The sequence below is a fragment of the Flavobacteriales bacterium genome (genome assembly GCA_019694795.1).
Taxonomy (GTDB): Bacteria; Bacteroidota; Bacteroidia; order Flavobacteriales_D; family UBA2798; genus UBA2798.
In genome coordinates this window covers 62,566-84,272 of record JAIBBF010000003.1, presented here as the reverse complement: position 1 = coordinate 84,272, position 21,707 = coordinate 62,566, and the positions used below count along the sequence as shown (strand labels likewise).

The window sequence follows — 21,707 nt, the reverse complement described above, 5'->3', positions numbered from 1 at the left end:
AGAGTCCAAAGATGGACGATTTTTTTTAATCCTAAAAACAGATTGAGGCAAAGGTAACAATTTGATAACTCGGTGAAGGACTGTGAATAAAATTGCATGGCTTTTGTTAAGAAATTCCATATCGGATCCCTACTAAGGATTCAAAAGCTTATTTTTGCTCCAACACTGGTATACTATGATGTTAAAATTTAAAGCGCTCCTGTTTTTTTCTTTAACAGGACTGAGTCTTTTTGCTCAATCTGCACAAAAAAAATACTATTCCGCCGTGGTGGCCTTTTGGAACGTAGAAAACTTTTACGATACCATTAATGAACCCACTAAAAATGACGAGGAGTTTCTTCCGAATGGACTCAACCGTTGGACAAGCGAACGCTACTGGAAGAAAATCGATCGGCTTGGGGAAGTTATTTCTCAAATAGGGACAGATGTTAATCCGGATGGGCCTGCCGTTATTGGTCTTGCCGAAATAGAAAACATTAACGTTTTGAACGACCTTGTAAAAAACCCGCAAATCAGCGCCAGAAATTATAAACCCATACTTATTGAAGGTCCCGACCGAAGAGGTGTTGATGTCGCTTTATTATACAACCCCAAATATTTTAAACTTACATCTGCAAAATCGTACCGTCTGAGCGACCCCACCGACACTTCATTTGCGTCGAGGGATCAGTTATTGGTATCGGGAACTTTAGATGGAGAAAACATGCATTTTATTGTTGCGCACTGGCCTTCCAGAAGAGGAGGTGAAAAAAGGAGCCGGCCCAAACGCGAATTGGCAGCGAAGCTTGGTCGACATATTATCGATTCACTTCAAAAAGCAGATCCTGCTTCGAAAGTGATTTATATGGGCGATTTAAATGACGATCCGGTAAATGCTTCGGTTTATAAGCATATCGGTGCATATGGAAAACAAACTGACTCAACAGGAACGCAGCTTTATAATCCGATGTATGCCATGTATAAAAATGGAATTGGATCTCTGGCTTATAATGATAGCTGGAATTTATTTGATCAATTCTTGATTACTTCTTCACTTTTAATTCAAAATCAAACCGGATTTTCTTTCCATTCGGCCAAAGTGTTTAACCGTCCATTTTTAAGGCAGGATAATGGAAACTTTAAAGGTTATCCCTTCCGTACCTATTCGGGCGGAACTTATTCCGGCGGATATGCGGATCACTTTCCGGTTTATCTGATGCTCAAAAAGGAAGTGAAATAAATCAACTTAAAAAGGACATCACCTCGTGTAAAAATTCTTTTGGAGCTTCGGCATGCACCCAATGGCCGGCGCCCATAATTGTTTTTATTTCACATCCCGGAAATTGCTCTCCAAGAGAAGGAAAGTCTGTATTTAAAATATAATTCGATTTTTCTCCGCGAATAAATAAAGTCCGCACATCGATTCTACCCGGAGGAACTGCATCTAATATTCTGTCGATTTCTCTGTAGAGAACATGTAAATTGAATCGCCAATCGAGTTTTTCTTTTTCACTCCAGTATAAATTCTTCAATAAAAATTGAATTACACCATTGTCGTGAATCGTTAAACGAAGATGTTCTTCCACCTGTTTTCGCATAGTGACTTTATCCAGATCTATTCCCAATAAGGCATCAAAAATCACCTGGTGATGGGGTGGATATTTTTTTGTTCCCATATCAACCACAATCAAATCACGTATTAATTCCGGATGCTCCTGAGCAAAATACATGGCTGTTTTTCCTCCCATGGAATGACCAATAATACCGACCTGATCCAATTGTTCATCTTGTATCAATTCAAACAAATCATCACACATTACGCCATAATCCATTTCGGGTACATGTGAAGAATGACCATGATTTCGTTGGTCTACCAGATAAACCTTGTATTTTTCTGCAATTACTTTTGCCAGCGTTTGCCAATTATCGGAAGAACCAAAAAGTCCATGTAAAATAATTACAGGCTTTCCTTCTCCGAAGGATTTGAAATGTAGTTTCATTTTAATTTTTCTAAATACAATTCGATTGTTTTTTGAAGTCCGAAATAAAGCGCATCTGCAATTAAAGCATGCCCAATGGAAACTTCTAATAAACCGGGAATTTGCTCTTTAAAAAATGCAAGGTTCTCCAGGTTTAGATCATGTCCGGCATTTACACCTAATCCTAATTCATTGGCACGAATTGCAGCCAGTTTATACGCCTGAATAGCATTGACACGATTGTTCGAATAATTAGCAGCATAACTTTCTGTATATAATTCAATGCGGTCTGTACCTGTTGTAAATGCTGCTTCCACCATTTCTATTTCCGGGTCTACAAACAAGGAGGTACGAATCCCTTTTGATTTAAACAACCCAATTATTTCCCGTAAATATTCCTGTTCAACTACAGTATTCCACCCATGATCGGAAGTTAATTGTCCGCTTGTATCCGGAACTAATGTCACCTGGTGAGGGCATACATCCAACACCAAATCAACAAACTTCTTTTCTTTTGGATTTCCTTCAATGTTGAATTCAGTAGAAATTAATGGTGCCAGATTTCGAACATCAGCATAGCGGATATGGCGTTCATCCGGTCGTGGATGTACAGTAATTCCCTGTGCTCCGAATCGCTCGGCATCGAGGGCCACCTGAACCGGATCTGGAATTGAGCCCCCTCTTGAATTCCTTAAGGTGGCCACCTTGTTTACATTCACGCTCAGCTTTGTCATAGGATTTCCTATTTTTGTAGAATTAACCCTGCAAATTTAGTTTTAATTTTTGCACGGTATTTGATAATTGACCTTTATGCTTACACAAGACCTGATATCTGAAAACATTCCACCCATCAAACTTAGCGATACGGGAACCAAAGCGCTGAAATGGATGGATGAATTTAAAGTGGCTCATCTGCCGGTGGTAGATAATGGTCAGTATTTCGGTTTGGTAGCAGACGCCGACATTTTTGATTTGAACAGTCCGGAAAAAACCATTGGTGAACAATTGGAAGATCTTGAACTGGACGACATCCACGTAACCGAAGGTCAACACATTTACGATGCGATAAAAATCATGAATGAAAACCGCCTCTCTATTGTTCCGGTTTTGAATAAAGACAAACACTATTTAGGCGTGATTTCCATGAGTAATCTGATGGAAAAAATCGGGTCTGTTTCTTCAATTACAGAACCCGGAAGCGTGTTGATTTTAGAAGTCAATTATCAGGATTATTCCTTATCGCAAATTGCCCAAATTGTAGAGGGAAATAATGCACGAATCCTCTCTGTGTTTTTAAACAACAATCCTGAAAACGGAACGATAGATGTTACGTTAAAAATCAATAAGACGGACGTCTCCGGAATACTGCAGACGTTTCAACGTTATAATTATTTCATTAAGTCGGCATTTCAGGTTGACTCCGATTATTTCGACGATCTGAAAACCCGTTACGACGCTTTAATGAATTATCTAAAAATGTAAATAATGCCAAAAGCGCTGCTTATTTTGCTGAGTATAACAGCAGCACTTTTACAGGATGTAAGCTTTGCGCAAAATTCCGATTACACCGTAATTGCACGCGTTTCCATTGCTGGAAACCGGAAAACGCAAGAGTCTATTATTCTACGGGAACTTACATTTCAAAGTGGAGATACCATCTCAAAAAACAACTTTAATGCTGTTTTATCACGTTCAAAATCGAACCTGGTAAACACACTTCTTTTTAATTATGTAGATATTGTTTCCTATCCGGTGGATTCTGTTTATACAGATATTATTGTCCATTTAAAAGAACGATTTTACCTATGGCCCATTCCTGTTTTTCAATTTGCCGATCCCAACTTTAATACCTGGTGGTTAAATAAGGATTTCTCCCGAACCAATTACGGTCTTGTAGTACTTAAGAAAAATTTCCGGGGCCGAAATGAAGATCTTGGTGCAAAAATTCAGCTTGGCTATTCAAAAGAATTTGCTGCTACATATCGTATTCCCTACCTCACCAAAAAACAGAATTTAGGTGGTGGCATTTGGGCCAGTTATGTTCAGAACAATGAGATTACCGTAGGAACGTTTAATAATAAGCGACTTTTTTATACAGGAATAACCGGCAATTCGAGAGATGAATTATCCTTGCGTTTGAATCTTTCGTTCAGGGGAAAATTCTATTCCATGAACAATGCAGAATTGCGTTTTAACCATACCCGGATTTTGGATACCATCACCCATCAGGTGAATAATTATTTGCAAGACAATAGTACCGAGATGAAATATCTGGCACTTTATTACACTTTTAAATTTGATAAACGCGACAATAAAGGTTATCCCTTAACCGGACATTATACACAGGTTGATCTTGTAAAACAAGGCATCGCAAATATTGGGATTCATAGTCCAAATGTTTTACACCTGACGCTAACCCGGAATGATTTTTTCCAATTGGCCGAACATCTGTTTTTTGCTTCTCAATTCAAAGTGAAAACAACTCCAACCAAGGATTTGCCTTATTTTTTCCAGGAAGGATTAGGTTATACCAATTACATCAGGGGATACGAATACTACGTTATCGATGGTCAGCATTTTGGTCTCTTTAAATCCAATTTTAAATACAGGATTTTTGGTCCGAAAGAGCACGACATTGAAATGCTTAAAAACACCAATTTTGCAAAAGTTCATTATGCTTTTTATCTGAATCTGTATATCGATGCCGGGTATGTGGTAGATAAACGGTATTATGCTGTGAATCCACTTTCCAATAATCTTTTATACGGCACCGGATTAGGTCTCGATTTTGTTAGCTTTTACGATAAAGTTATTAGATTTGAGTATTCTTTAAATAAAGAATTGGAGCACGGCTTCTTTCTACACTTCATCAAACCGATTTAACATGAACATTGCCATATACGGGCGTTCATTCAACGACAATTTTATTGCTCCTATTCAATTTCTTTTTGATGAATTGGGTAAGAGAAAAACGCAGCTATACGTCTTCGAAGCATTCAATTCCTATTTACGTCCCCGCGTAAACGTAAAAAGCGACATCAAACTTTTTACCAAGCATACTGAAATAAAAAACAAGGTGGATTGCCTGATTTCCATTGGAGGCGATGGGTCTATTTTGGATTGCGTTTCAATTGTTAAGGATTCAGGGATTCCGATTTTAGGAATAAATACAGGGCGGTTAGGTTTTCTTTCAAACATCTCCAAAGAGGATATAGAGCGGGCCATAACCTCTCTTTTTGAAAAAGAATTCCGCATTGAAAAACGTGCTTTACTCCATGTGGATACCACCAAAAATGTATTTGGAAAACATGCTTTTGCGCTGAATGAACTTACCCTACATCGCAAGGATTCCAGCTCAATGATTACCATCCATACCTACATCGACGATATGTTTTTAAACTCCTATTGGGCAGATGGATTGATTATAGCAACACCCACGGGCTCTACTGCGTATTCGCTAAGCTGCGGAGGTCCCATAGTAACTCCAGGTTCAGATAATTTTGTGATTACGCCAATTGCCCCCCATAACCTGAATGTACGTCCCGTAATTGTTTCCGATAGCTCAGAAATCCGTTTAAAAGTTGAGGGCCGGTCCAAGCATTTTTTAGCTACCCTCGATTCCCGCTCCTACAATGTTGACAGTGAAGATGAAATCATCATCACAAAAGCGGAATTTAAGATCAAGCTCATACAGTTAAGTGAACAGAATTTCTTCGGAACAATTCGAAATAAACTGATGTGGGGGATCGATAAGCGTAACTAATAGTCCCTTAACCTTCTTCCTTTCCTTAAATTACTCATTTTTATTATATTTGGGTCGCTTATACATCTTGAAAAGACTACTTGCAATACTGATTTTATTGAGCACTTCCTTTATCGGTAAAGGACAGAGCTGGAAATTTTACCGTCACGAGGTAAGAATCGGTGTAGGCGCTTCGAATTTTCTCGGAGAACTTGGTGGAGCCAATGCGATAGGTACAAACGGTATTAAGGATCTTGAATTTTCCATGACCAGGCCCTCTGTGGAAATCGATTATGCCTATAAAATTATTCCCACACTAAAAGCAAAGTCTCATCTGTTATACGGAAGGTTAAAAGGTGATGATGCATTAACCACTGAACCATTCCGGAACAATAGAAATTTATCCTTCCGATCTCCGATTGTTGAATTCGGACTTCAATTAGAAGTATATCCTTTTGGCGAAAAAATTGGTCACATGTACCGCCTTAGAGGTGCAAAAGGAAAAAACTGGAGTTATTATAGTCCCTACATCACCGGAGGTGTTGCTGCTTTTTATTTTAATCCAAGGGCTAAATATCCAGTAGACGGCAAATACTATTCCCTTCAACAACTTGGAACCGAAGGTCAAAATCAACCAGGTGGACCAGCTAAATATAAGCGATTGGGAATCTGCCTGCCGATTGGCATTGGATTGAATTATGCTATGAATAAGCACATCAGTATTGGATTTCAAGTATCTGGAAGGTTAACCTTTACGGATTATATTGATGATGTAAGCGGAGTTTATTTTGATAATGCAACAATATTAGCCAATCAGGGAGCCGTTGCCGCTTATTTTGCCGACCCCAGTAAACACGATCCCACCTTACTTTCCTACTCTGGTGGAGATCCTACGCGTCCCGGATACCAACGTGGTGACCGAAGCGATAATGATTCGTACATGTTCGCAATATTTTCCATTAACTATCGTTTCCTGAAAGGAAAATTTGTTCTTCCGAAGTTTTGATGAAAAAAACATTCAGCATCTGGGTTTCAATTTTACTCCTTTCTCTTTCCTATGGAACGAGTTTGGCACAGTATGAAATTGGCATCACCGGAGGTGGGAGTTATTATATTGGGGATTTGAATCCGTATAAACACTTTAATCAACTCCATGCGTCTGGTGGAATATTTCTTCGCAACAATTTAAATCGTCGTTTTGCATGGAGACTTTCTGCTACCTACGGAATGGTAAGTGGCGCAGATTCATTATCCAGTAATCCTAATCTTGCTTCCCGCAACCTGAGTTTCAGATCCAGAATTATTGAAATTGGTCCCATCGTAGAAATGACTTTTGTAAAATTTTCATTGGGGAACATCACCGATGAATCTGCTACTTTATATCTCTTTACCGGGCTCATGTATTTTAACATGAATCCACAGGGAAAACTCAATGACAATTGGGTGGACCTGCAGTCGCTGGGGACCGAAGGACAAGGCTCCAGTTTAAACAGCAAAAAAGAATATTCCCTCAATCAACTATCCATTCCCTTTGGAATTGGGATGAAGGGAAACATCAGCAAGCGAATTTGTATTGGTTTAGAATACGGAATACGGAAAACCTTTACGGATTACCTGGATGATGTATCGGGCTATTATGTAGATCCCACCGATTTGGCCAGGGAAAACGGTCCCCTTTCTGCACATTTTGCCAATCAATCTTCGGATGGTCGCTCATTAAGCGGGACCTTGCGGGGAAATCCTAATAACAAAGACTGGTATGCTTACCTGGGGGGTAGCATCAGTGTACGCCTTGGAAAAACCAATAAATGCTATAGTTTCAGTAGCAAACGAAACTGATTTTCCTTTTGGCAAAACATCCCCCACCTCTCTATTTTACCCAATTAATCTTAATTTTTCCATATAAGGACAATAATGTGGATATTTGCACGCTTTATGTCAACCATAAATGAGTTTTAAAGACCAAATAGATTTAAGTAAAGTGCCTGTGCATGTGGCAGTTATAATGGACGGCAATGGACGTTGGGCCAAGCAAAAGGGCGAACAACGGATTGTAGGTCACATCAGCGGTGTTGAATCTGTTCGGGAAACGCTAACTGCAGCCACAGAATTGGGGGTAAAATACCTGACCTTATATGCGTTCTCTACTGAAAATTGGAATCGACCCAAAGCTGAAGTGGATGCCTTAATGGATTTATTGGTAAATACCATTGCTCAGGAAATTGACACGCTGAATGAAAATGGAGTACGCTTGCAGGCCATCGGTGATATAGAAAATTTACCGGCCTCCTGCAATTCGGCATTAAAAGAAGCGATTCGAAAAACTTCGCACAATTCAACTATAAATTTAGTTTTAGCACTTAGCTACAGTTCCCGCTGGGAAATTGTAAATGCTTGCAAAAAAATTGCAGAGGATGTTAAGTCCGGAAAAATAAATCCGGATGACATTAGTGAGCAATCCATTGCATCGTATTTAAACACCTCGGCTATTCCTGATCCTGAATTATTAATTCGCACCAGTGGTGAAAACAGAATCAGTAATTTTCTATTATGGCAGTGTGCCTACACTGAATTTTATTTTACAAAAACATTCTGGCCCGATTTTAAAAAAGAAAACTTTTTTGAAGCAATTTCCGAATACCAGCGCAGAGAACGCCGATTCGGTATGGTTAGTGAACAACTTAAATCTGATGCGGAATAAACTATTCCTTTTAATTGTACTAATTGCTTTGCCGATTGTTTCTTTCGGACAAGTATTGCCTTTGGGTGGAAACGAAATTGATTATGGAAACCCCAAGGAATATATTATTGAGAACATCACCGTTACCGGTGCATTTCACTTTGAAGAAAAGGCTATCATTCTTTTATCGGAATTAGAACGCGGTCAGAAAATAAAAGTGCCTGGCGATGATATTACCAAAGCGATAAAAAAACTCTGGGATCAAAAATTATTTTCCGATGTTGCCATTGATGCAACTCAAATTCGGGGTGATAAAATTTTCCTGGATATCCGCGTAAAAGAACGTCCGCGATTAGCAGGATACAAACCGGTAGGAATCAAAAAAAGTGAGTGGGAGAAAGTAAAAGAAAATCTTGATCTCTATGCCGGAAGAATTGTAACGGACAATCTTCTTTCTACTACTAAAAATACCGTAGTCGCCTATTTTAAGGAAAAGGGACATCTTAATGCCACGGTTGACATTACCGAAGTAAGAGATACCCAAAAATTAAATAATGCAGTGGTTCTGGTTATCCGTGTAAATAAAGGTCCTAAAGTTAAAATCAAAGAAATTTTGGTAGAAGGAAATGAATCACTCAGTGACAGAAAAGTGAAGGGCCTTTTAAAAGATACCAAGGAAGAACACTGGTGGAGATTTTGGAAAGTATCGAAATATGTGGAGTCAAATTTACGTGGTGAAAAAGACAAGGTCATAGCTAAATTAAACGATAAAGGATACCGTGACGCCTACATTGTTTCGGACTCTATTTATAAAATAGACCCGGGACATATAGGAATAAAATTAACCGTAAACGAAGGGAAAAAATACTATTTCCGAAACATCACCTGGGTGGGCAATTCACAATACCGAACGGGCTATCTTGACACTCTACTCGGAATTAAAAAAGGAGATATCTACAATCAATCCGTTTTAGAATCACGATTGTTTATGTCGGCCAACGGCAATGATATTTCATCCTTGTACATGGACAATGGATTTTTATTTTTCTCTGTTACACCGGTTGAAATTCGCGTAGAAAATGATTCGATCGATTTCGAAATGCGGATTGTAGAAGGAAAACAGGCGCGTGTGAGAAACATTACCATAAAAGGCAATACCAAAACCAACGATCATGTTATTCGCCGCGAAATAAGAACCAAACCAGGTGAATTATTTTCGAGAAATGATATCATTCGTACTCAACGTGAATTATCTCAGCTCGGTTATTTTGATCCGGAAAAATTTGGAGTAAATCCTGTTCCTAATCCCTATGACGGAACCGTAGATATTGAATACACCGTAGAGGAACGTCCTTCCGATCAGGTTGAACTTTCAGGCGGTTGGGGAGCTGGCCGTGTAATCGGAACATTAGGATTATCGTTTAATAACTTCTCGATTAAAAAGCTGTTCAAAAAAGGTGCCTGGCAACCCTTACCGGCAGGTGATGGTCAACAACTCAGTGTTCGTGCGCAGTCGACCGGTACCTATTACCAAGGTTACAACTTCAGCTTTACAGAGCCCTGGCTGGGAGGGAAAAAACCTAATTCCCTATCGGTAAACGTATACCATACCTATTCATCTCGCGATAATTTAAAACGAAGTGATCCGGAAAAACAACGGTTAATGATTACAGGAGCTTCCGTAGGTTTTGGTAAACGCCTTAAATGGCCCGACGATTACTTTAGCGTTTATCTGGAAGCCCCGAGTTACCAGTATTACGATTTAAAAAATTACCAGGGTGTATTCACCTTTACCGATGGATATGTAAACAACTTTGCAGCCCGGTTTACCTTATCCAGAAATTCGGTTGACCAACCACTCTATCCACGTCAAGGTTCAACCATTACATTTACCGGTAAGTTTACTCCACCATATTCTTTTTTCAACGGAAAAGACTATTCCACCGTTACCGATCAGGAGCGTTACAAATGGCTGGAGTTCAATAAATGGAAATTCACCACATCTCATTTTATTTCGCTGGATAAGAAAAAGAAACTGGTGCTTAATGCGCGGACCGGTTTTGGATTCCTGCTACCATGGAACAAAAAAGTGGGCGACTCACCTTTTGAACGATTCAAATTAGGTGGTAGTGGATTATCCGGTATGAATTTTATTTTCGGACAAGAAATCATTGCACTGCGTGGTTATTCAGACGGAATTGTTTCTCAGTCGGTAGGTGACATGATGATTGCAAAATACGTCCTTGAATTACGCTATCCATTATCCTTAAATCCGAATGCTACTGTTTACATGCTCGGTTTTGCGGAGGCCGGAAATACCTGGCAAAAAATCAAGGATTTTGATCCATTCAACGTTAAACGGGCAGCCGGTGTTGGGGTAAGGATTTACCTGCCGATGTTCGGATTACTTGGTCTGGATTACGGATGGGGCTTTGATAAAGTGGATCGCGACCCGAGCTTTAGACCTGGTTCAGGACAATTCTTCTTTACCATTGGCATGAATCTTGGTGAATTATAAAGGAAAAAACTTATTTTCGACAATCATTTTCAAAGCATGAAGCGAATACTTTTCATTTTCTTATTACTTGGATTCGGCGCTATAGGTGTACAGGCACAGAAATACGGTTTTGTGAATACACAAACGATTTTAGAAAAAATGCCCGAGTACCAGGATGCGCAAAAGAAGCTGGACGATCTTTCGGAACAATGGCAAAAAGAAATTGAAGCAAAATATGCCGAGATCGACAAAATGTGGCAGGCCTACCAAAAAGAAAAAATTCTGTTACCTGATCAGGAAAGAGCAAAACGTGAAGATGAAATTGCGATGAAAGAGCGCTCTGTTAAAGAACTGCAAAAGCAACGTTTTGGAGTTACGGGAGATTTATTTACTAAACGTCAGGAATTAATTAAACCCGTTCAGGAAAAAGTCTATAAAGCCATTAAAGAAGTTGCTGAAAGCGGGGGATATACTTTTATTTTCGATAAAGCTAATTCGGCATTCATTTTGTATGCAGACCCTAAAGCTGACAAAACAGAAGCTGTATTAAAAAAATTAGGACTATAATTTTACAAAAACCAATATGAAAAAGATCATTCTATTATTTACCATGTTCCTCATGTCTGGAATTGGAGTTGCTATTGCGCAAAAGGTGGGGCATGTTGATTTTCAAAATCTAATGTTGCAATTACCTGAACGAAAAACAGCAGAAGACAGTCTGAAGAAAATTGCAGGCAAAATGGAAGGTGAAATGAAGCGTATGCAGGCAAAATATGATGTTTTGGTTACAGAATACGAACGCGATAAAAAAGAAGGTAAACTTCAGGGTGAATTAGATATGATCCGTCAGCAGGAAATCATGGAATATCAGCAACGCATGATGAAGTTTGAAGAATATGTGCAGGAAGAATTAAGCAAAAAAGAAGGAGAATTGCTTAATCCCATGATTGAAAAAGTGAAAGCCTCTGTTGGAAAAATAGCAAAGGCAAACGGCATTAATTATGTGCTCGACATCTCTCAGATGGTTTATCTCGAAGGAGGGAACGACCTCACTCCGTTAGTGAAAAAAGATCTCGGAATTCAATAAATTTAGTCCCGCATCCCGCGGGATTTTTTTTTGAAATGAATTACAAAAAAGCAATAGGCGTTTTCGATAGTGGATATGGTGGTTTAACCGTATTAAAGGAAATCCATAAGCTATTACCTCAATACGACTTCATTTACCTTGGCGATAATGCCCGAGCGCCTTATGGTCCCCGCTCTTTTGAAACGGTATACGAATTCACACTGCAATCTGTAAAAGAACTTTTCGATATGGGTTGCCCGCTGGTCATCTTAGCGTGTAACACTGCATCTGCAAAAGCACTAAGAAATATTCAGCAAAAAGATCTGCCGCAAATCGACCCCAACAAACGAGTACTGGGCGTTATTCGTCCAACAACAGAAATGGTCGGTAAAATTTCGAAGACCAAAAATGTGGGTGTATTTGGCACTCAAGGCACGATTAATAGCGGCTCGTACCCCATTGAAATTCATAAATTCTTTCCTGAAATTCAGGTATATCAACAAGCCTGTCCGATGCTTGTCCCCATTATTGAAAACAATGAATACCAATCAGAAGGTGCGGATTACTTTGTAAAAAAATACATCGATGAATTAAATCCGGCTGAAAAAAATATTGATACGATAATTTTGGGTTGTACGCATTACCCATTATTGATTTCCACCTTCAAAAAGTATTTACCGGAAAACATTGAATTGATTTCACAGGGTGAAATAGTTGCACAAAGTTTAAAAGAATACTTTCACCGGCATCCGGAATTGGAAAGTCAGATTTCTAAAAATGGGACGCTTTCCTTTTTTACCACGGATGATACGGAATCGTTCGACCAAAAAGGTTCTGTATTTTTTGGAACAACCATTCAATCCAAACACATTCATCTGAAATAAAAATGGCGGAACCATAAATTCCGCCATTTATCAACTAAAGATTTAGTTAGTTATTTCCGGCATCATTAAATTCTTCTTCTTTTCCATCAGTAACCACACTTCCATCGGCATTTACAAATACCTTAAGAATATGACCCGGCTTGGAAAGATGAATTAAAAAACGATCTGTCCCCTTTTCAAGATTAATCACTTCATTAGCCCAATCAACTTTAAAGCCGGAGAACGTTGCCAGGATTGCATTTTTTGCCGCATCCGGACAAGTATTGCCTGTCCAGTGATAGGTTGTAAATAAATGCTTCCCATTGGCATCATAACGTGCGCGGGATGGCTTATTGTTGTGGATCATCACCGCTTCAAATTGTTTCCCGATTTTTGCTTCCCACCGTTTTGGTGTAATTCCGGGGAAATCTACAGCGAATTGATCAAGCACTGCTTTAGGGACTAATTTTTGACCAGGCACCTGCGCGCCGGCATTCATAAGAATGAAAAAGAGAAAGAGGGTAAAAATATTTTTCATGGTTTTTATTTTTTCCGGATTATTCCCAAAACTATGCCATCCTATTTAAACCAGGACGAATACATCACATAGTTATTAGAAATCCGTTGAATTTCTCCTTCAAATAATTCTTTATTCACCTCTTTTACCTTTTTGGCCGGAATGCCCGCGTATACACTTCCGCTTTCTACATGGGTACCTTCTAATACAACAGAACCCGCTGCAATAATTGAGTTGGACTCAATCACACATCCATCCATAACAATTGCTCCCATTCCAATTAAAACATTGTCGTGAATGGTACATCCATGCACGATGGCATGATGTCCGATAGAAACATTGTTCCCAATATTGGTCGGCGCTTTCTGATACGTACAATGGATGCAGGCGCCATCCTGTACATTCACTTTGTTTCCCATTTTAATATAGTGAACATCCGCTCTGACCACCGCGTTAAACCAAAAGCTGCATTGATCACCACACTGTAAATCGCCAACAATGGTCGCATTTTCAGCGATAAAGCATTCCTCACCAAATTGTGGTTTTTTTCCTTGAACTTCTTTTATAATTGCCATAATTAATCTTTTCCGCAACCGTCTTTTTTACAACAATCCGGCAACTTTTTAAAAGCTTCCGGATCAGCAGGTAGATCGTCTGCACGATATCCCAGTTTTACAATTGCATGTTTAATGGAGTCGGCATTGGTTTTATCAGACTTAAATTTAACGGTAATCGTTTTTGCTGATATATCCACCACTACTTCCTTAACCCCTTTCTCAAAAATAAGGTTTTTCTCTATACGCTCCTTGCACATGTCGCAAACCACCGATGTTTTTATAACAATAGTTTCCGTTTTCTTTTGGGCCAATAAAATACTGCTTGTAAGAAGGAAAAATAATATGAATGTGCTTTTCAAAATTGTTTTCATAATTGTCTTTTTTACTTGTGTTTAATATTTATACGTATACCAGTGTAAAAGATTCGTCCGTTTAATGGTCCCCATATCATACTGGCATCAAAATGCGAACCAAATGGATCATCGGGCGACATGATCGCTTGTTTTTGTGTAAAATTTAATAGATTCTCTCCACCAAGATACCATTCAAACTTTCGGAATAGTTTCGTAATTTGAAAGTGAATAATATAATAAGGCTCGGAACGCTGTTTAAAGCGAATATCATCCGGCAAACCCATGGTGTTAGGTAAACGAGAAGAAGAAAAATAATTACTGATTAAATCGAATCGCCATTTTTTAGAGGGAGTTTGATAGCTAACATTTGCCATATAGCGATCACGAGGCACCATTGGTTTTTCCATTAGCGTATCATGATAGGTTGCTTTGATATCGTAATGTTTATAGGCTAGTTTTAATGTTAGACCTTTAAATGGCGAGTAGTCAACATCCAATTGCGAACTCTTAGAAAAACTTTGTCCATTTAAATTGTAAAAATGAACAGAATGCGGATCTTCATCCAGGTCAGTAATGATTTGATTTTTAAAATAGGTATAATAAAAATCAACATTAACGCTTAAATCACGTTTAAACAAAGTGGTTTTAAGCGTAACACTGGCACCTGCATTTCTGCTTTCTTCAGGTAATAATGGTCCGGAGATAATGACATTACGTTGACTGGCGAGGGTGGACATGTTCTCAATAAAAATATGCGGTGTTCTAAATCCAGTTCCGCCGGATGCCCGGAAAGTGATCCATTCATAGGGAGAATACCGAAGATGAACACGTGGAGTAAATTTCGGTCCATATATGGAATGAAAATCGGAACGTATACCCAACAATAAATTAAATGTCTCAGGATAGGTATAGGTGTATTCACCAAACAAACCGGGCACGCTTTCAAGACTTGAAAAAACAGAATCGCGGTAACGTTCATTATAGTGATCCAGTAAATAACTTGCACCAACTTTATAGTTGTGCATCGTATTGCCAATCACATCCTGAAAAATGAGATTACCATACAATGAATTTTGAATTCCATCGTAACTTCTGAAACCAAAATATGAGTCCTGTTCGTGATGCCTGCCATTTACAATTAGTCCCATACTTCTCGTAGAAGAGGAAGGAAACAAAAATCCGTTTTTAAACATCCCTTCAATCAATCGGGTATTTATTCCAACGCCATATTTATTAAATGTAAACTTATCAGAGGTCGGATCAAAACCGGTTTGACCACCTATTTTATTTTCACTCACTCCGTGAATCATAAAAATCTGTTCCGTTTTTTTTCCTTGAATTTTCCAACGGTTCAGAATATTGACTTGTTTACTTAAGGGATTATCGCGAAATCCATCTTTATTGATATCATTTTCCAGAAAATATCCACTACCATGTGCAAATAACAATGTGCTTACCTTTTCATTCACCTTGTGATTAAAGTGAAAGTTAAGTTCATTGCGACCAATGTGATTGCTATACGCATTGATAAATAAGCGGTCCGATTTTTTGTTTTCCGGCTTTAGAAATTCAACATTGATTTGTCCACTCATCGATTCATATCCATTCACTACACTTCCGACTCCTTTAGTAATTTGAATCGATTCCAGCCATGTTCCGGGAATATATTGCAAACCGAAATTGGCTGAAAGTCCACGCAACATCGGAACATTTTCAATTTGCAATTGCGTGTACACTCCACTTAGGCCAAGCATTTGAATAGCGCGTGCTCCTGAAACTGCATCCCCATAAACTACATCTACTGAAGCATTCGATTCGAAACTCTCCGATAAATTACAGCATGCTGCTTTTTTAATTTCTCCCTGGCCAATTACTTCTACATTCACCGGCTTAAGCATAGAAATTTGAGTGGTCGATTGCGTTACTTCAATGGAGACCTCATCCAATATCCTTGATTCTTTCAATATCACTTCGAGTGTGGTATCTGAAGCAGAAATCAGCAGTGTATCATTCGCATAACCAATAAAACTGAAAACGATGTTAACGGGTTCAGCTGTGGGATTGGATATAGAAAATTTTCCTTGTGAGTCTGAAACAGTCCCCACATTTCCGGGAACAAAATAAATGTTCACTCCAGGTAATACTTCTTTATTACCGGAACTATTTATTCCATATACAGTACCCTCAATTTTCTGTCCAAATGAAAAATGGGTCAGGAGAAGCAATAATACTCCTGAAAAAATAAATTTCATGTTCTGAGATTTTGATGTTAAACAAAAACCAGGCTTTGCCTGTCAGAACAAATTCAAATTATAAGCTGTCGTTTTTTGAGTAGAATTTCTCTCCCTGTATAACCAGGAGGTGAGCTGTCGCAAAACTGTTCAAGTTGACTGTCCCAAAACAGATCAAATGAAAAAACAGATTCGCTTAATACTATTGCGGTAGGGAATAATTGGATTGAAGATTTTGAATGATTTGTTGCTTCAAAGCGGTATTGAGCTGTAATCAGTTCCTGAGAGCAACAGGATTTTTTCTTTTTGGCAAGCTTTGTTTTGTTTTTAACCGCGCAGCATTTTTTCTCTGCCTTCACCTTTTTTACACAACATCCATCTTCTGCCTGAAAAAATGAAAAGGAAGAACCACTCATGCGGCAATCGTGCCTATAAAGGCTAAAACCCGTATTCATGAATACAAACAAGGGCAACATCACCCAGAGGGTGAAGTGTTTAAACAGATTTGCCTTTGTTTTCATAGTACAAAATTAACGAAAAAAAAGACCAATTTCAAAACAAAAAGCAGTTTAACTTGTAATCCTGTTTTTCAGCTTTATAATTGCTTAATTTTGTGCCATGGAAGAGAATATCAAGATCACTAATGTTTACGCGGAAATGACTCCCAATCCCGCAACCATGAAGTTTGTGGCCGACCGACCCATTGTTCAAATTGATGGTGTTGCAGAATACAGCAGTGCAGAAGAAGCAAAAAATTCATCCCCACTTGCAGAAGAGTTATTTAAATTTCCATTTGTAAAAAGCGTATTTATCACCACCAATTTTGTAACGGTAACCAAAAATGACAGCATCGCATGGGATTTTATTACGATGGAGTTGAGAGAATTTATTCTTGACTACCTCAGAAAAAATGTACTTGCAGTAACTAAATTTCCGGAACCCAAAAAAGGAGAAGGAGAAGTAAAAAAATTCTCGATGTTAGGACAAGCATCTCATGCACAACCCAGCTCAGAATTAGATTCTAAAATCATTTCTATTCTCGATGAATATGTTCGTCCCGCAGTAGAAAACGACGGAGGTGCCATTCACTTTAAAAGTTTCGATGAAGGAACAGTGCATTTGGTTTTGCGCGGATCATGCAGTGGGTGTCCTAGTTCGATGGTCACGCTAAAAAACGGAGTTGAACAATTAATGAAATCGATGCTCCCTGAAGTTAAAGAAGTCGTAGCCGCAGAAGATTAAACCTTTATAAGACACTGATTTACAGTATTTTTTATTTAAATCCATACATTCCGTATGGATTTTTTTGTTTTTGTGCATCCATGAAGAAACAAAAGATCATGAAAACAAAAATCCACATCGTAACATTCATCATCGGGATGGTGATGATTGTACAACAAAATTTAAATGCACAAAACCATGGTGCAGTAAAAGGACAGGTGATTGATAGTTTAACCAAAGAAACCCTACCGAATGCTAATGTGTTTGTGATGGTAGGCGACCAAATGATCGGTACAACTACAGATTTAGACGGACGATTTACACTTAAACCGCTAGATCCCGGCTCATATAGTCTTACTATCTCCTACACCGGGATGAAAAAAATTATAGAAATCAGGGTTAATCCCAATCAAACCACCATGCTTCCTGATATATTTCTAAGCAATGAGATGTTGGATGACGTTGTTGTAATTGATTATAAAAACCCCTTAATCAATCCCGAAGAAACATCCGTTCAAACTGTCGATTACAAGCAAATTAAAAACAATCCGAATCTACGCGACCTCAAGAAACTTTCTGCATCCATGTCGGGCGGAATTATGGTCACCGAATCCGGTGATGCCTATGTGCGTGGATCACGATCAGATGCCAGTATATATTTCATTGATGGTGTAAAAGTGACAAGCGGAAATATTCATTTGCCTGGAGTTGCTATTGGAAGTCTGACCATTTATACCGGAGGCGTTCCAGCCAAATATGGTGATGTAACCAGTGGGGTGATTATGGTTGAAACCAAGAGTTACTTCGACCTCTGGAGAGAAGCTAACCAACAATAATCCTCCTTCGGAAGGAGAAACAGAAGAGTGATAATTGCATATATTGCAGCATGTTCTTCAGAAAAAAACAAATCACAGGTGAAAGCGATGAGGAAATCGTAAAAAAATATTCCTCTGTCGGTGATCCATCACTAGTGGGTGTGCTCTACGAGAGACACGCTCATTTAGTGTTTGCGGTTTGTATGAAATATTTAAAAAACACTGAAGAAAGCAGAGATGCCGTTTTGAATATTTTCGAAAAATTAATGCATGATCTTAAATTACATTCCATCGAAAATTTCAAATCATGGTTACACTCCGTTGCACGAAATCACTGTTTAATGCTTTTACGAAAAAGCAATAATCAAGGAAAAGAAAAAGACATTGATGAGTTAGAACATTTATTGGAAGAACAGCAGGAAGAAATTCAACTGACCGAGGACCTTTTGAATCAACTTCCGGATGCAATAAACCAACTCAATCCCGAACAAAAAACATGTATTGAATTATTCTATCTTCAGGATAAGTCCTACCAGGAAGTTGCAGACATCACCGGATTCGATTTGAACAAAGTGAAAAGTCACATACAAAACGGGAAACGAAACCTGAAGATTCTATTGAGCAAAAGCCATGAAACGAACTTCTGACATATTAAAAGATCAGGGTTCTCTTAGTCAACAAGAGATCAGCGATTACCTTTCAGGTAAACTAAAGGGAGAATCGTTAAAAGCGGTTGAGAAAAAAATTGCGTCCAATGAAATGAACATGGAAGCCATTGAAATTTACTCGAAGAATCCCGCATTACTGAAAAATGTTCCTGCAAAACCCGATTTTCTTTCCGGAAAAGGCGGAACAGTGAATTACTATAAAATTTACTTTGGAATAACAGCCATCATTTCAGTAGTAGCCATTACGGGTATTGTGTACCTTTTACAAAACAAAGAGCAAAAGCAACCTGAGTTACTTGCCGTAAAAGAAAGCCCTGAAAAAACCCAACAGGTAGAAAAAATTGAAAATGAAATAAAGGAAATTGAAGCTACTGAACCGATTGAAGAAAAGGAGCAAATCACGTATCAAAAAACATTAAAAGATCAACCACAAACCATTCCAACTCCAGTAGAGATTACAGATAACGACAATATTTCCATCAATAAAGTTGAAGAAAAAAAGGTGGTGGACCTCTCACCTGATCCGGAAGAAAAAGTCGCGCACTCCAATGTGAAATTCACGTTTATGCACGACTTAAAAGTGATTGATTACAGCGATTTATATACCAGTGATATTAAAAAGACGGAGATTTTACTCACAGGAACACCGGCCAATGTGGGTGATAACACAACACCAAGAAATAACGAACCCGAAACACGCACTGTTCTTATTCCTTATGAGAAATTTCTGAAAGAAACCATGGAAGAATTTTCCAATAACCGGTATAAGTCGGCCTTAAAAAACTTTACTTTAATTCTGCAACAATATCCGGAAGATTTAAATGCATCCTTTTATGGCGGATTATGCTATTACAACTTAGGGAAATTCGACAAAGCCATCACCAATTTTAACCGTTGTATCAATCACTCCTTTTCTACATTTTCTGAAGAAGCAGAATGGTACAAGGCATTGAGTTTAATGAAATCCGGAAATAAAGCAGAGGCAAATGCATTATTAGAGGAAATCATTCAACAGAATGGATTCTATGCAAAAAAAGCACAGGAGATAAAGAAGAATTAATCATCCCGTTTAGTCAACACTTCTTCCAGCAGCACTTCATAATAATCGCGATGAAGTAATTTTGATTTCAAATAACAATAGAACGCAATAGCTTTCGATTCTTCGGTACCAGCAGGCAATACAAACAATTCTTTTAATGCCTGACTATGAAATTCTGAAAAATTAAGTGCGTAAGGGTCGGACATATACCGGTATAGAATTTTAAGGAAATTTTTTGCTTTGAGGTACTGTGCTTGTTCCAATAACAGGGCATGGTCCTTTTCAATCTGACGAATACCGGCAAGTGCCAGATCATCTTTGCCAAGTTCGTACTGAATAATCGACCGAATCATTTTTGCACGCAAAATCCATTCCTGCCCCATCCGTTTTTCATAGTAGGAATCACTATGAATTCCCCATTGAATAAAAATCCGGTTCGCTTTTTTAAAATCTTTTTGAATAAAATAATAAAACGAAAGATTCAATTGCAAATTGAACAAATCAGATGAAACCCATTTAATTTTTTTATCATCTAAAAATTTATTCATTTCAGAAATCGCCATTTCGTTGGATCCTGAATAACTCAGCAATGTACATTTGAGCGACAGGTATCTCGCTAAAAATTGTTGTTTGTATTTGTCGTCGTTGGAATTTAATAATGATCCAAGTATTTCCAGGTAGTGCGAACATTCAGAAAATTTACGGTTGTGGTAATACATATGAGCAATCATATATAAAAAGCTCATCCGGTAAAAGGTATGATGCTTCCCTTCATTCGACACTTTTTCAAAATGTTCAAACTGCTCTAATAATAAACCCTCAAAATTGGTGAGATTTCGGGTAGTAAGATAGGTTGCACGAACAATTTCAACCAAACGATAAATCAATGAAGGGCGCGACAACATAGCCTGATCCAGTTCAAACTCCTCCAGAATCGATTCCACGTAGGAAGAGAATCCTTCAATTTCTCCGCTTCGTTTTATTTCTTCCGTTTTGCGCCGAATAAACGCCATGGCCTGCACCATTCTGTTTTCCTCATCAGCAAGACGCTTACTAATATTTTGCCGCGATATCAACTCTTCTAATGTATACACATCGGAAGTGTGCGAATATTCCATCATTAAGCTATAAACGGAAATCAAAAAATCGAATTCCTCGGCCTCCAATGCATGTTTCTCTGTTTTTAAAACATATTTCCAGGCGGTATCAAAGAATTTTTTTTCGAATAAAAAACGTGACAAACTTAAATTCACAAACAAATTCCCATTTATTCCGGCAATATCCGTCAATTGCTTAACCGCAATAAATTCTGCAATACCACGCATAATCCGTTTACGGTTCGAATGGAATGAAACAGTTCCAACCAATTTATCCATTTTTTTTTCGCGAAGCTCTTCTCTGCTCAATTCATCAAATAACTCCACATCTTTTCGTGTTGAATCCAGGCGCTTCCTCATCAAAAAAAGCCGTAATTCTTTTCTGTCCGACTCAGAAAAACCC

23 protein-coding genes are annotated in these 21,707 nt (G+C 38.4%); 15 read left to right on the top strand and 8 right to left on the bottom strand.

From position 1 onward, the window contains the following. The first annotated feature begins 175 nt into the window (after nt 1-175). Nucleotides 176-1,219, top strand: a complete 1,044-nt coding sequence (locus tag K1X56_02505) for an endonuclease/exonuclease/phosphatase family protein (protein ID MBX7093565.1) — start codon at nt 176-178, stop codon at nt 1,217-1,219. A gap of 1 nt (nt 1,220) precedes the next feature. Here the strand turns inward: K1X56_02505 and K1X56_02500 are convergent, their stop codons facing one another. Together K1X56_02500 and K1X56_02495 are read right to left on the bottom strand one after the other, a co-directional pair. Next, nucleotides 1,221-1,979: an alpha/beta fold hydrolase gene (locus tag K1X56_02500; GenBank protein ID MBX7093564.1), complete on the bottom strand. Its 759-nt coding sequence runs from the start codon at nt 1,977-1,979 to the stop codon at nt 1,221-1,223. Next, nucleotides 1,976-2,692, bottom strand: a complete 717-nt coding sequence (locus K1X56_02495; protein ID MBX7093563.1) for a pyridoxine 5'-phosphate synthase — start codon at nt 2,690-2,692, stop codon at nt 1,976-1,978. Before K1X56_02495 ends, K1X56_02500 begins: the two co-directional genes overlap by 4 nt. Before the next feature lie 76 nt (nt 2,693-2,768). Here K1X56_02495 and K1X56_02490 point away from each other — a divergent pair, with 76 nt between their 5' ends. The 10 genes from K1X56_02490 to murI all read left to right on the top strand — a co-directional run bounded on the left by K1X56_02490 (nt 2,769) and on the right by murI (nt 12,827). Continuing rightward, nucleotides 2,769-3,440 (top strand): CBS domain-containing protein, encoded by a 672-nt coding sequence (locus tag K1X56_02490; GenBank protein ID MBX7093562.1) that lies wholly within the window; start codon nt 2,769-2,771, stop codon nt 3,438-3,440. A 3-nt stretch (nt 3,441-3,443) separates the two neighbouring features. After that, nucleotides 3,444-4,841, top strand: a complete 1,398-nt coding sequence (locus tag K1X56_02485; protein MBX7093561.1) for a hypothetical protein — start codon at nt 3,444-3,446, stop codon at nt 4,839-4,841. Between the two features lies 1 nt (nt 4,842). After that, nucleotides 4,843-5,721, top strand: a complete 879-nt coding sequence (locus K1X56_02480) for an NAD kinase (GenBank protein MBX7093560.1) — start codon at nt 4,843-4,845, stop codon at nt 5,719-5,721. Between the two features lie 67 nt (nt 5,722-5,788). Then, nucleotides 5,789-6,706: a hypothetical protein gene (locus K1X56_02475; GenBank protein ID MBX7093559.1), complete on the top strand. Its 918-nt coding sequence runs from the start codon at nt 5,789-5,791 to the stop codon at nt 6,704-6,706. Then, nucleotides 6,706-7,539: a hypothetical protein gene (locus K1X56_02470; protein MBX7093558.1), complete on the top strand. Its 834-nt coding sequence runs from the start codon at nt 6,706-6,708 to the stop codon at nt 7,537-7,539. Before K1X56_02475 ends, K1X56_02470 begins: the two co-directional genes overlap by 1 nt. A gap of 109 nt (nt 7,540-7,648) precedes the next feature. Next, on the top strand, nt 7,649-8,401 hold the full coding sequence (locus tag K1X56_02465; protein ID MBX7093557.1) for an isoprenyl transferase: 753 nt from the start codon (nt 7,649-7,651) through the stop codon (nt 8,399-8,401). Next, nucleotides 8,391-10,898: an outer membrane protein assembly factor BamA gene (gene bamA / locus K1X56_02460; protein MBX7093556.1), complete on the top strand. Its 2,508-nt coding sequence runs from the start codon at nt 8,391-8,393 to the stop codon at nt 10,896-10,898. Before K1X56_02465 ends, bamA begins: the two co-directional genes overlap by 11 nt. 36 nt (nt 10,899-10,934) lie before the next feature. Continuing rightward, nucleotides 10,935-11,444 carry an OmpH family outer membrane protein gene (locus tag K1X56_02455; protein ID MBX7093555.1) on the top strand — a complete coding sequence of 170 codons (510 nt, stop codon included), beginning with the start codon at nt 10,935-10,937 and terminating at the stop codon, nt 11,442-11,444. Nucleotides 11,445-11,460: 16 nt separating this feature from the next. Further along, a complete protein-coding gene (locus tag K1X56_02450) occupies nt 11,461-11,964 on the top strand; it encodes an OmpH family outer membrane protein (GenBank protein MBX7093554.1) in 504 nt (167 codons plus the stop codon). Between the two features lie 35 nt (nt 11,965-11,999). Then, nucleotides 12,000-12,827, top strand: a complete 828-nt coding sequence (gene murI, locus K1X56_02445) for a glutamate racemase (protein ID MBX7093553.1) — start codon at nt 12,000-12,002, stop codon at nt 12,825-12,827. Between the two features lie 46 nt (nt 12,828-12,873). Here murI and K1X56_02440 read toward each other — a convergent pair whose 3' ends face one another. From K1X56_02440 to K1X56_02420, 5 genes are read right to left on the bottom strand one after another with little or no spacing between them, the layout of a single operon-like run. After that, nucleotides 12,874-13,344 (bottom strand): hypothetical protein, encoded by a 471-nt coding sequence (locus K1X56_02440; GenBank protein MBX7093552.1) that lies wholly within the window; start codon nt 13,342-13,344, stop codon nt 12,874-12,876. Between the two features lie 41 nt (nt 13,345-13,385). Continuing rightward, nucleotides 13,386-13,898 (bottom strand): gamma carbonic anhydrase family protein, encoded by a 513-nt coding sequence (locus tag K1X56_02435; GenBank protein ID MBX7093551.1) that lies wholly within the window; start codon nt 13,896-13,898, stop codon nt 13,386-13,388. A gap of 2 nt (nt 13,899-13,900) precedes the next feature. Then, complete coding sequence (locus tag K1X56_02430) at nt 13,901-14,251, bottom strand: heavy-metal-associated domain-containing protein (GenBank protein MBX7093550.1); 351 nt, start codon at nt 14,249-14,251, stop codon at nt 13,901-13,903. Nucleotides 14,252-14,262: 11 nt separating this feature from the next. Further along, the gene (locus K1X56_02425) at nt 14,263-16,485 is read right to left on the bottom strand and encodes a TonB-dependent receptor (GenBank protein ID MBX7093549.1); all 2,223 of its coding nucleotides are present in this window, start codon (nt 16,483-16,485) and stop codon (nt 14,263-14,265) included. 53 nt (nt 16,486-16,538) lie between these two features. Beyond that, the gene (locus tag K1X56_02420) at nt 16,539-16,985 is read right to left on the bottom strand and encodes a hypothetical protein (GenBank protein MBX7093548.1); all 447 of its coding nucleotides are present in this window, start codon (nt 16,983-16,985) and stop codon (nt 16,539-16,541) included. A gap of 97 nt (nt 16,986-17,082) precedes the next feature. Between K1X56_02420 and K1X56_02415 the strand changes: the two genes are divergently transcribed. The 4 genes from K1X56_02415 (at nt 17,083) to K1X56_02400 (ending at nt 20,228) form a co-directional block, all read left to right on the top strand. Further along, nucleotides 17,083-17,706 carry a NifU family protein gene (locus K1X56_02415; GenBank protein MBX7093547.1) on the top strand — a complete coding sequence of 208 codons (624 nt, stop codon included), beginning with the start codon at nt 17,083-17,085 and terminating at the stop codon, nt 17,704-17,706. Between the two features lie 98 nt (nt 17,707-17,804). Next, nucleotides 17,805-18,521, top strand: a complete 717-nt coding sequence (locus tag K1X56_02410; protein MBX7093546.1) for a TonB-dependent receptor — start codon at nt 17,805-17,807, stop codon at nt 18,519-18,521. Between the two features lie 50 nt (nt 18,522-18,571). After that, nucleotides 18,572-19,147: a sigma-70 family RNA polymerase sigma factor gene (locus K1X56_02405; GenBank protein MBX7093545.1), complete on the top strand. Its 576-nt coding sequence runs from the start codon at nt 18,572-18,574 to the stop codon at nt 19,145-19,147. Further along, nucleotides 19,131-20,228 carry a tetratricopeptide repeat protein gene (locus K1X56_02400; protein ID MBX7093544.1) on the top strand — a complete coding sequence of 366 codons (1,098 nt, stop codon included), beginning with the start codon at nt 19,131-19,133 and terminating at the stop codon, nt 20,226-20,228. Before K1X56_02405 ends, K1X56_02400 begins: the two co-directional genes overlap by 17 nt. Here K1X56_02400 and K1X56_02395 read toward each other — a convergent pair. After that, nucleotides 20,225-21,664 carry a hypothetical protein gene (locus tag K1X56_02395; protein ID MBX7093543.1) on the bottom strand — a complete coding sequence of 480 codons (1,440 nt, stop codon included), beginning with the start codon at nt 21,662-21,664 and terminating at the stop codon, nt 20,225-20,227. The two genes, K1X56_02400 and K1X56_02395, sit on opposite strands and share 4 nt — an antisense overlap. Nucleotides 21,665-21,707: the final 43 nt, after the last annotated feature.

Coding starts and splice junctions, on each gene's coding strand:
- K1X56_02405 (MBX7093545.1), top strand. CDS start 18,572: ATGTTCTTCAGAAAAAAACAAATCACAGGTGAAAGCGATGAGGAAATC.
- K1X56_02470 (MBX7093558.1), top strand. CDS start 6,706: ATGAAAAAAACATTCAGCATCTGGGTTTCAATTTTACTCCTTTCTCTT.
- K1X56_02420 (MBX7093548.1), bottom strand. CDS start 16,985: ATGAAAACAAAGGCAAATCTGTTTAAACACTTCACCCTCTGGGTGATG.
- K1X56_02490 (MBX7093562.1), top strand. CDS start 2,769: ATGCTTACACAAGACCTGATATCTGAAAACATTCCACCCATCAAACTT.
- K1X56_02480 (MBX7093560.1), top strand. CDS start 4,843: ATGAACATTGCCATATACGGGCGTTCATTCAACGACAATTTTATTGCT.
- K1X56_02495 (MBX7093563.1), bottom strand. CDS start 2,692: ATGACAAAGCTGAGCGTGAATGTAAACAAGGTGGCCACCTTAAGGAAT.
- K1X56_02455 (MBX7093555.1), top strand. CDS start 10,935: ATGAAGCGAATACTTTTCATTTTCTTATTACTTGGATTCGGCGCTATA.
- K1X56_02500 (MBX7093564.1), bottom strand. CDS start 1,979: ATGAAACTACATTTCAAATCCTTCGGAGAAGGAAAGCCTGTAATTATT.
- K1X56_02395 (MBX7093543.1), bottom strand. CDS start 21,664: ATGAGGAAGCGCCTGGATTCAACACGAAAAGATGTGGAGTTATTTGAT.
- K1X56_02465 (MBX7093557.1), top strand. CDS start 7,649: ATGAGTTTTAAAGACCAAATAGATTTAAGTAAAGTGCCTGTGCATGTG.
- K1X56_02425 (MBX7093549.1), bottom strand. CDS start 16,485: ATGAAATTTATTTTTTCAGGAGTATTATTGCTTCTCCTGACCCATTTT.
- K1X56_02505 (MBX7093565.1), top strand. CDS start 176: ATGATGTTAAAATTTAAAGCGCTCCTGTTTTTTTCTTTAACAGGACTG.
- K1X56_02440 (MBX7093552.1), bottom strand. CDS start 13,344: ATGAAAAATATTTTTACCCTCTTTCTCTTTTTCATTCTTATGAATGCC.
- K1X56_02450 (MBX7093554.1), top strand. CDS start 11,461: ATGAAAAAGATCATTCTATTATTTACCATGTTCCTCATGTCTGGAATT.
- K1X56_02400 (MBX7093544.1), top strand. CDS start 19,131: ATGAAACGAACTTCTGACATATTAAAAGATCAGGGTTCTCTTAGTCAA.
- murI (MBX7093553.1), top strand. CDS start 12,000: ATGAATTACAAAAAAGCAATAGGCGTTTTCGATAGTGGATATGGTGGT.
- bamA (MBX7093556.1), top strand. CDS start 8,391: ATGCGGAATAAACTATTCCTTTTAATTGTACTAATTGCTTTGCCGATT.
- K1X56_02410 (MBX7093546.1), top strand. CDS start 17,805: ATGAAAACAAAAATCCACATCGTAACATTCATCATCGGGATGGTGATG.
- K1X56_02485 (MBX7093561.1), top strand. CDS start 3,444: ATGCCAAAAGCGCTGCTTATTTTGCTGAGTATAACAGCAGCACTTTTA.
- K1X56_02430 (MBX7093550.1), bottom strand. CDS start 14,251: ATGAAAACAATTTTGAAAAGCACATTCATATTATTTTTCCTTCTTACA.
- K1X56_02415 (MBX7093547.1), top strand. CDS start 17,083: ATGGAAGAGAATATCAAGATCACTAATGTTTACGCGGAAATGACTCCC.
- K1X56_02435 (MBX7093551.1), bottom strand. CDS start 13,898: ATGGCAATTATAAAAGAAGTTCAAGGAAAAAAACCACAATTTGGTGAG.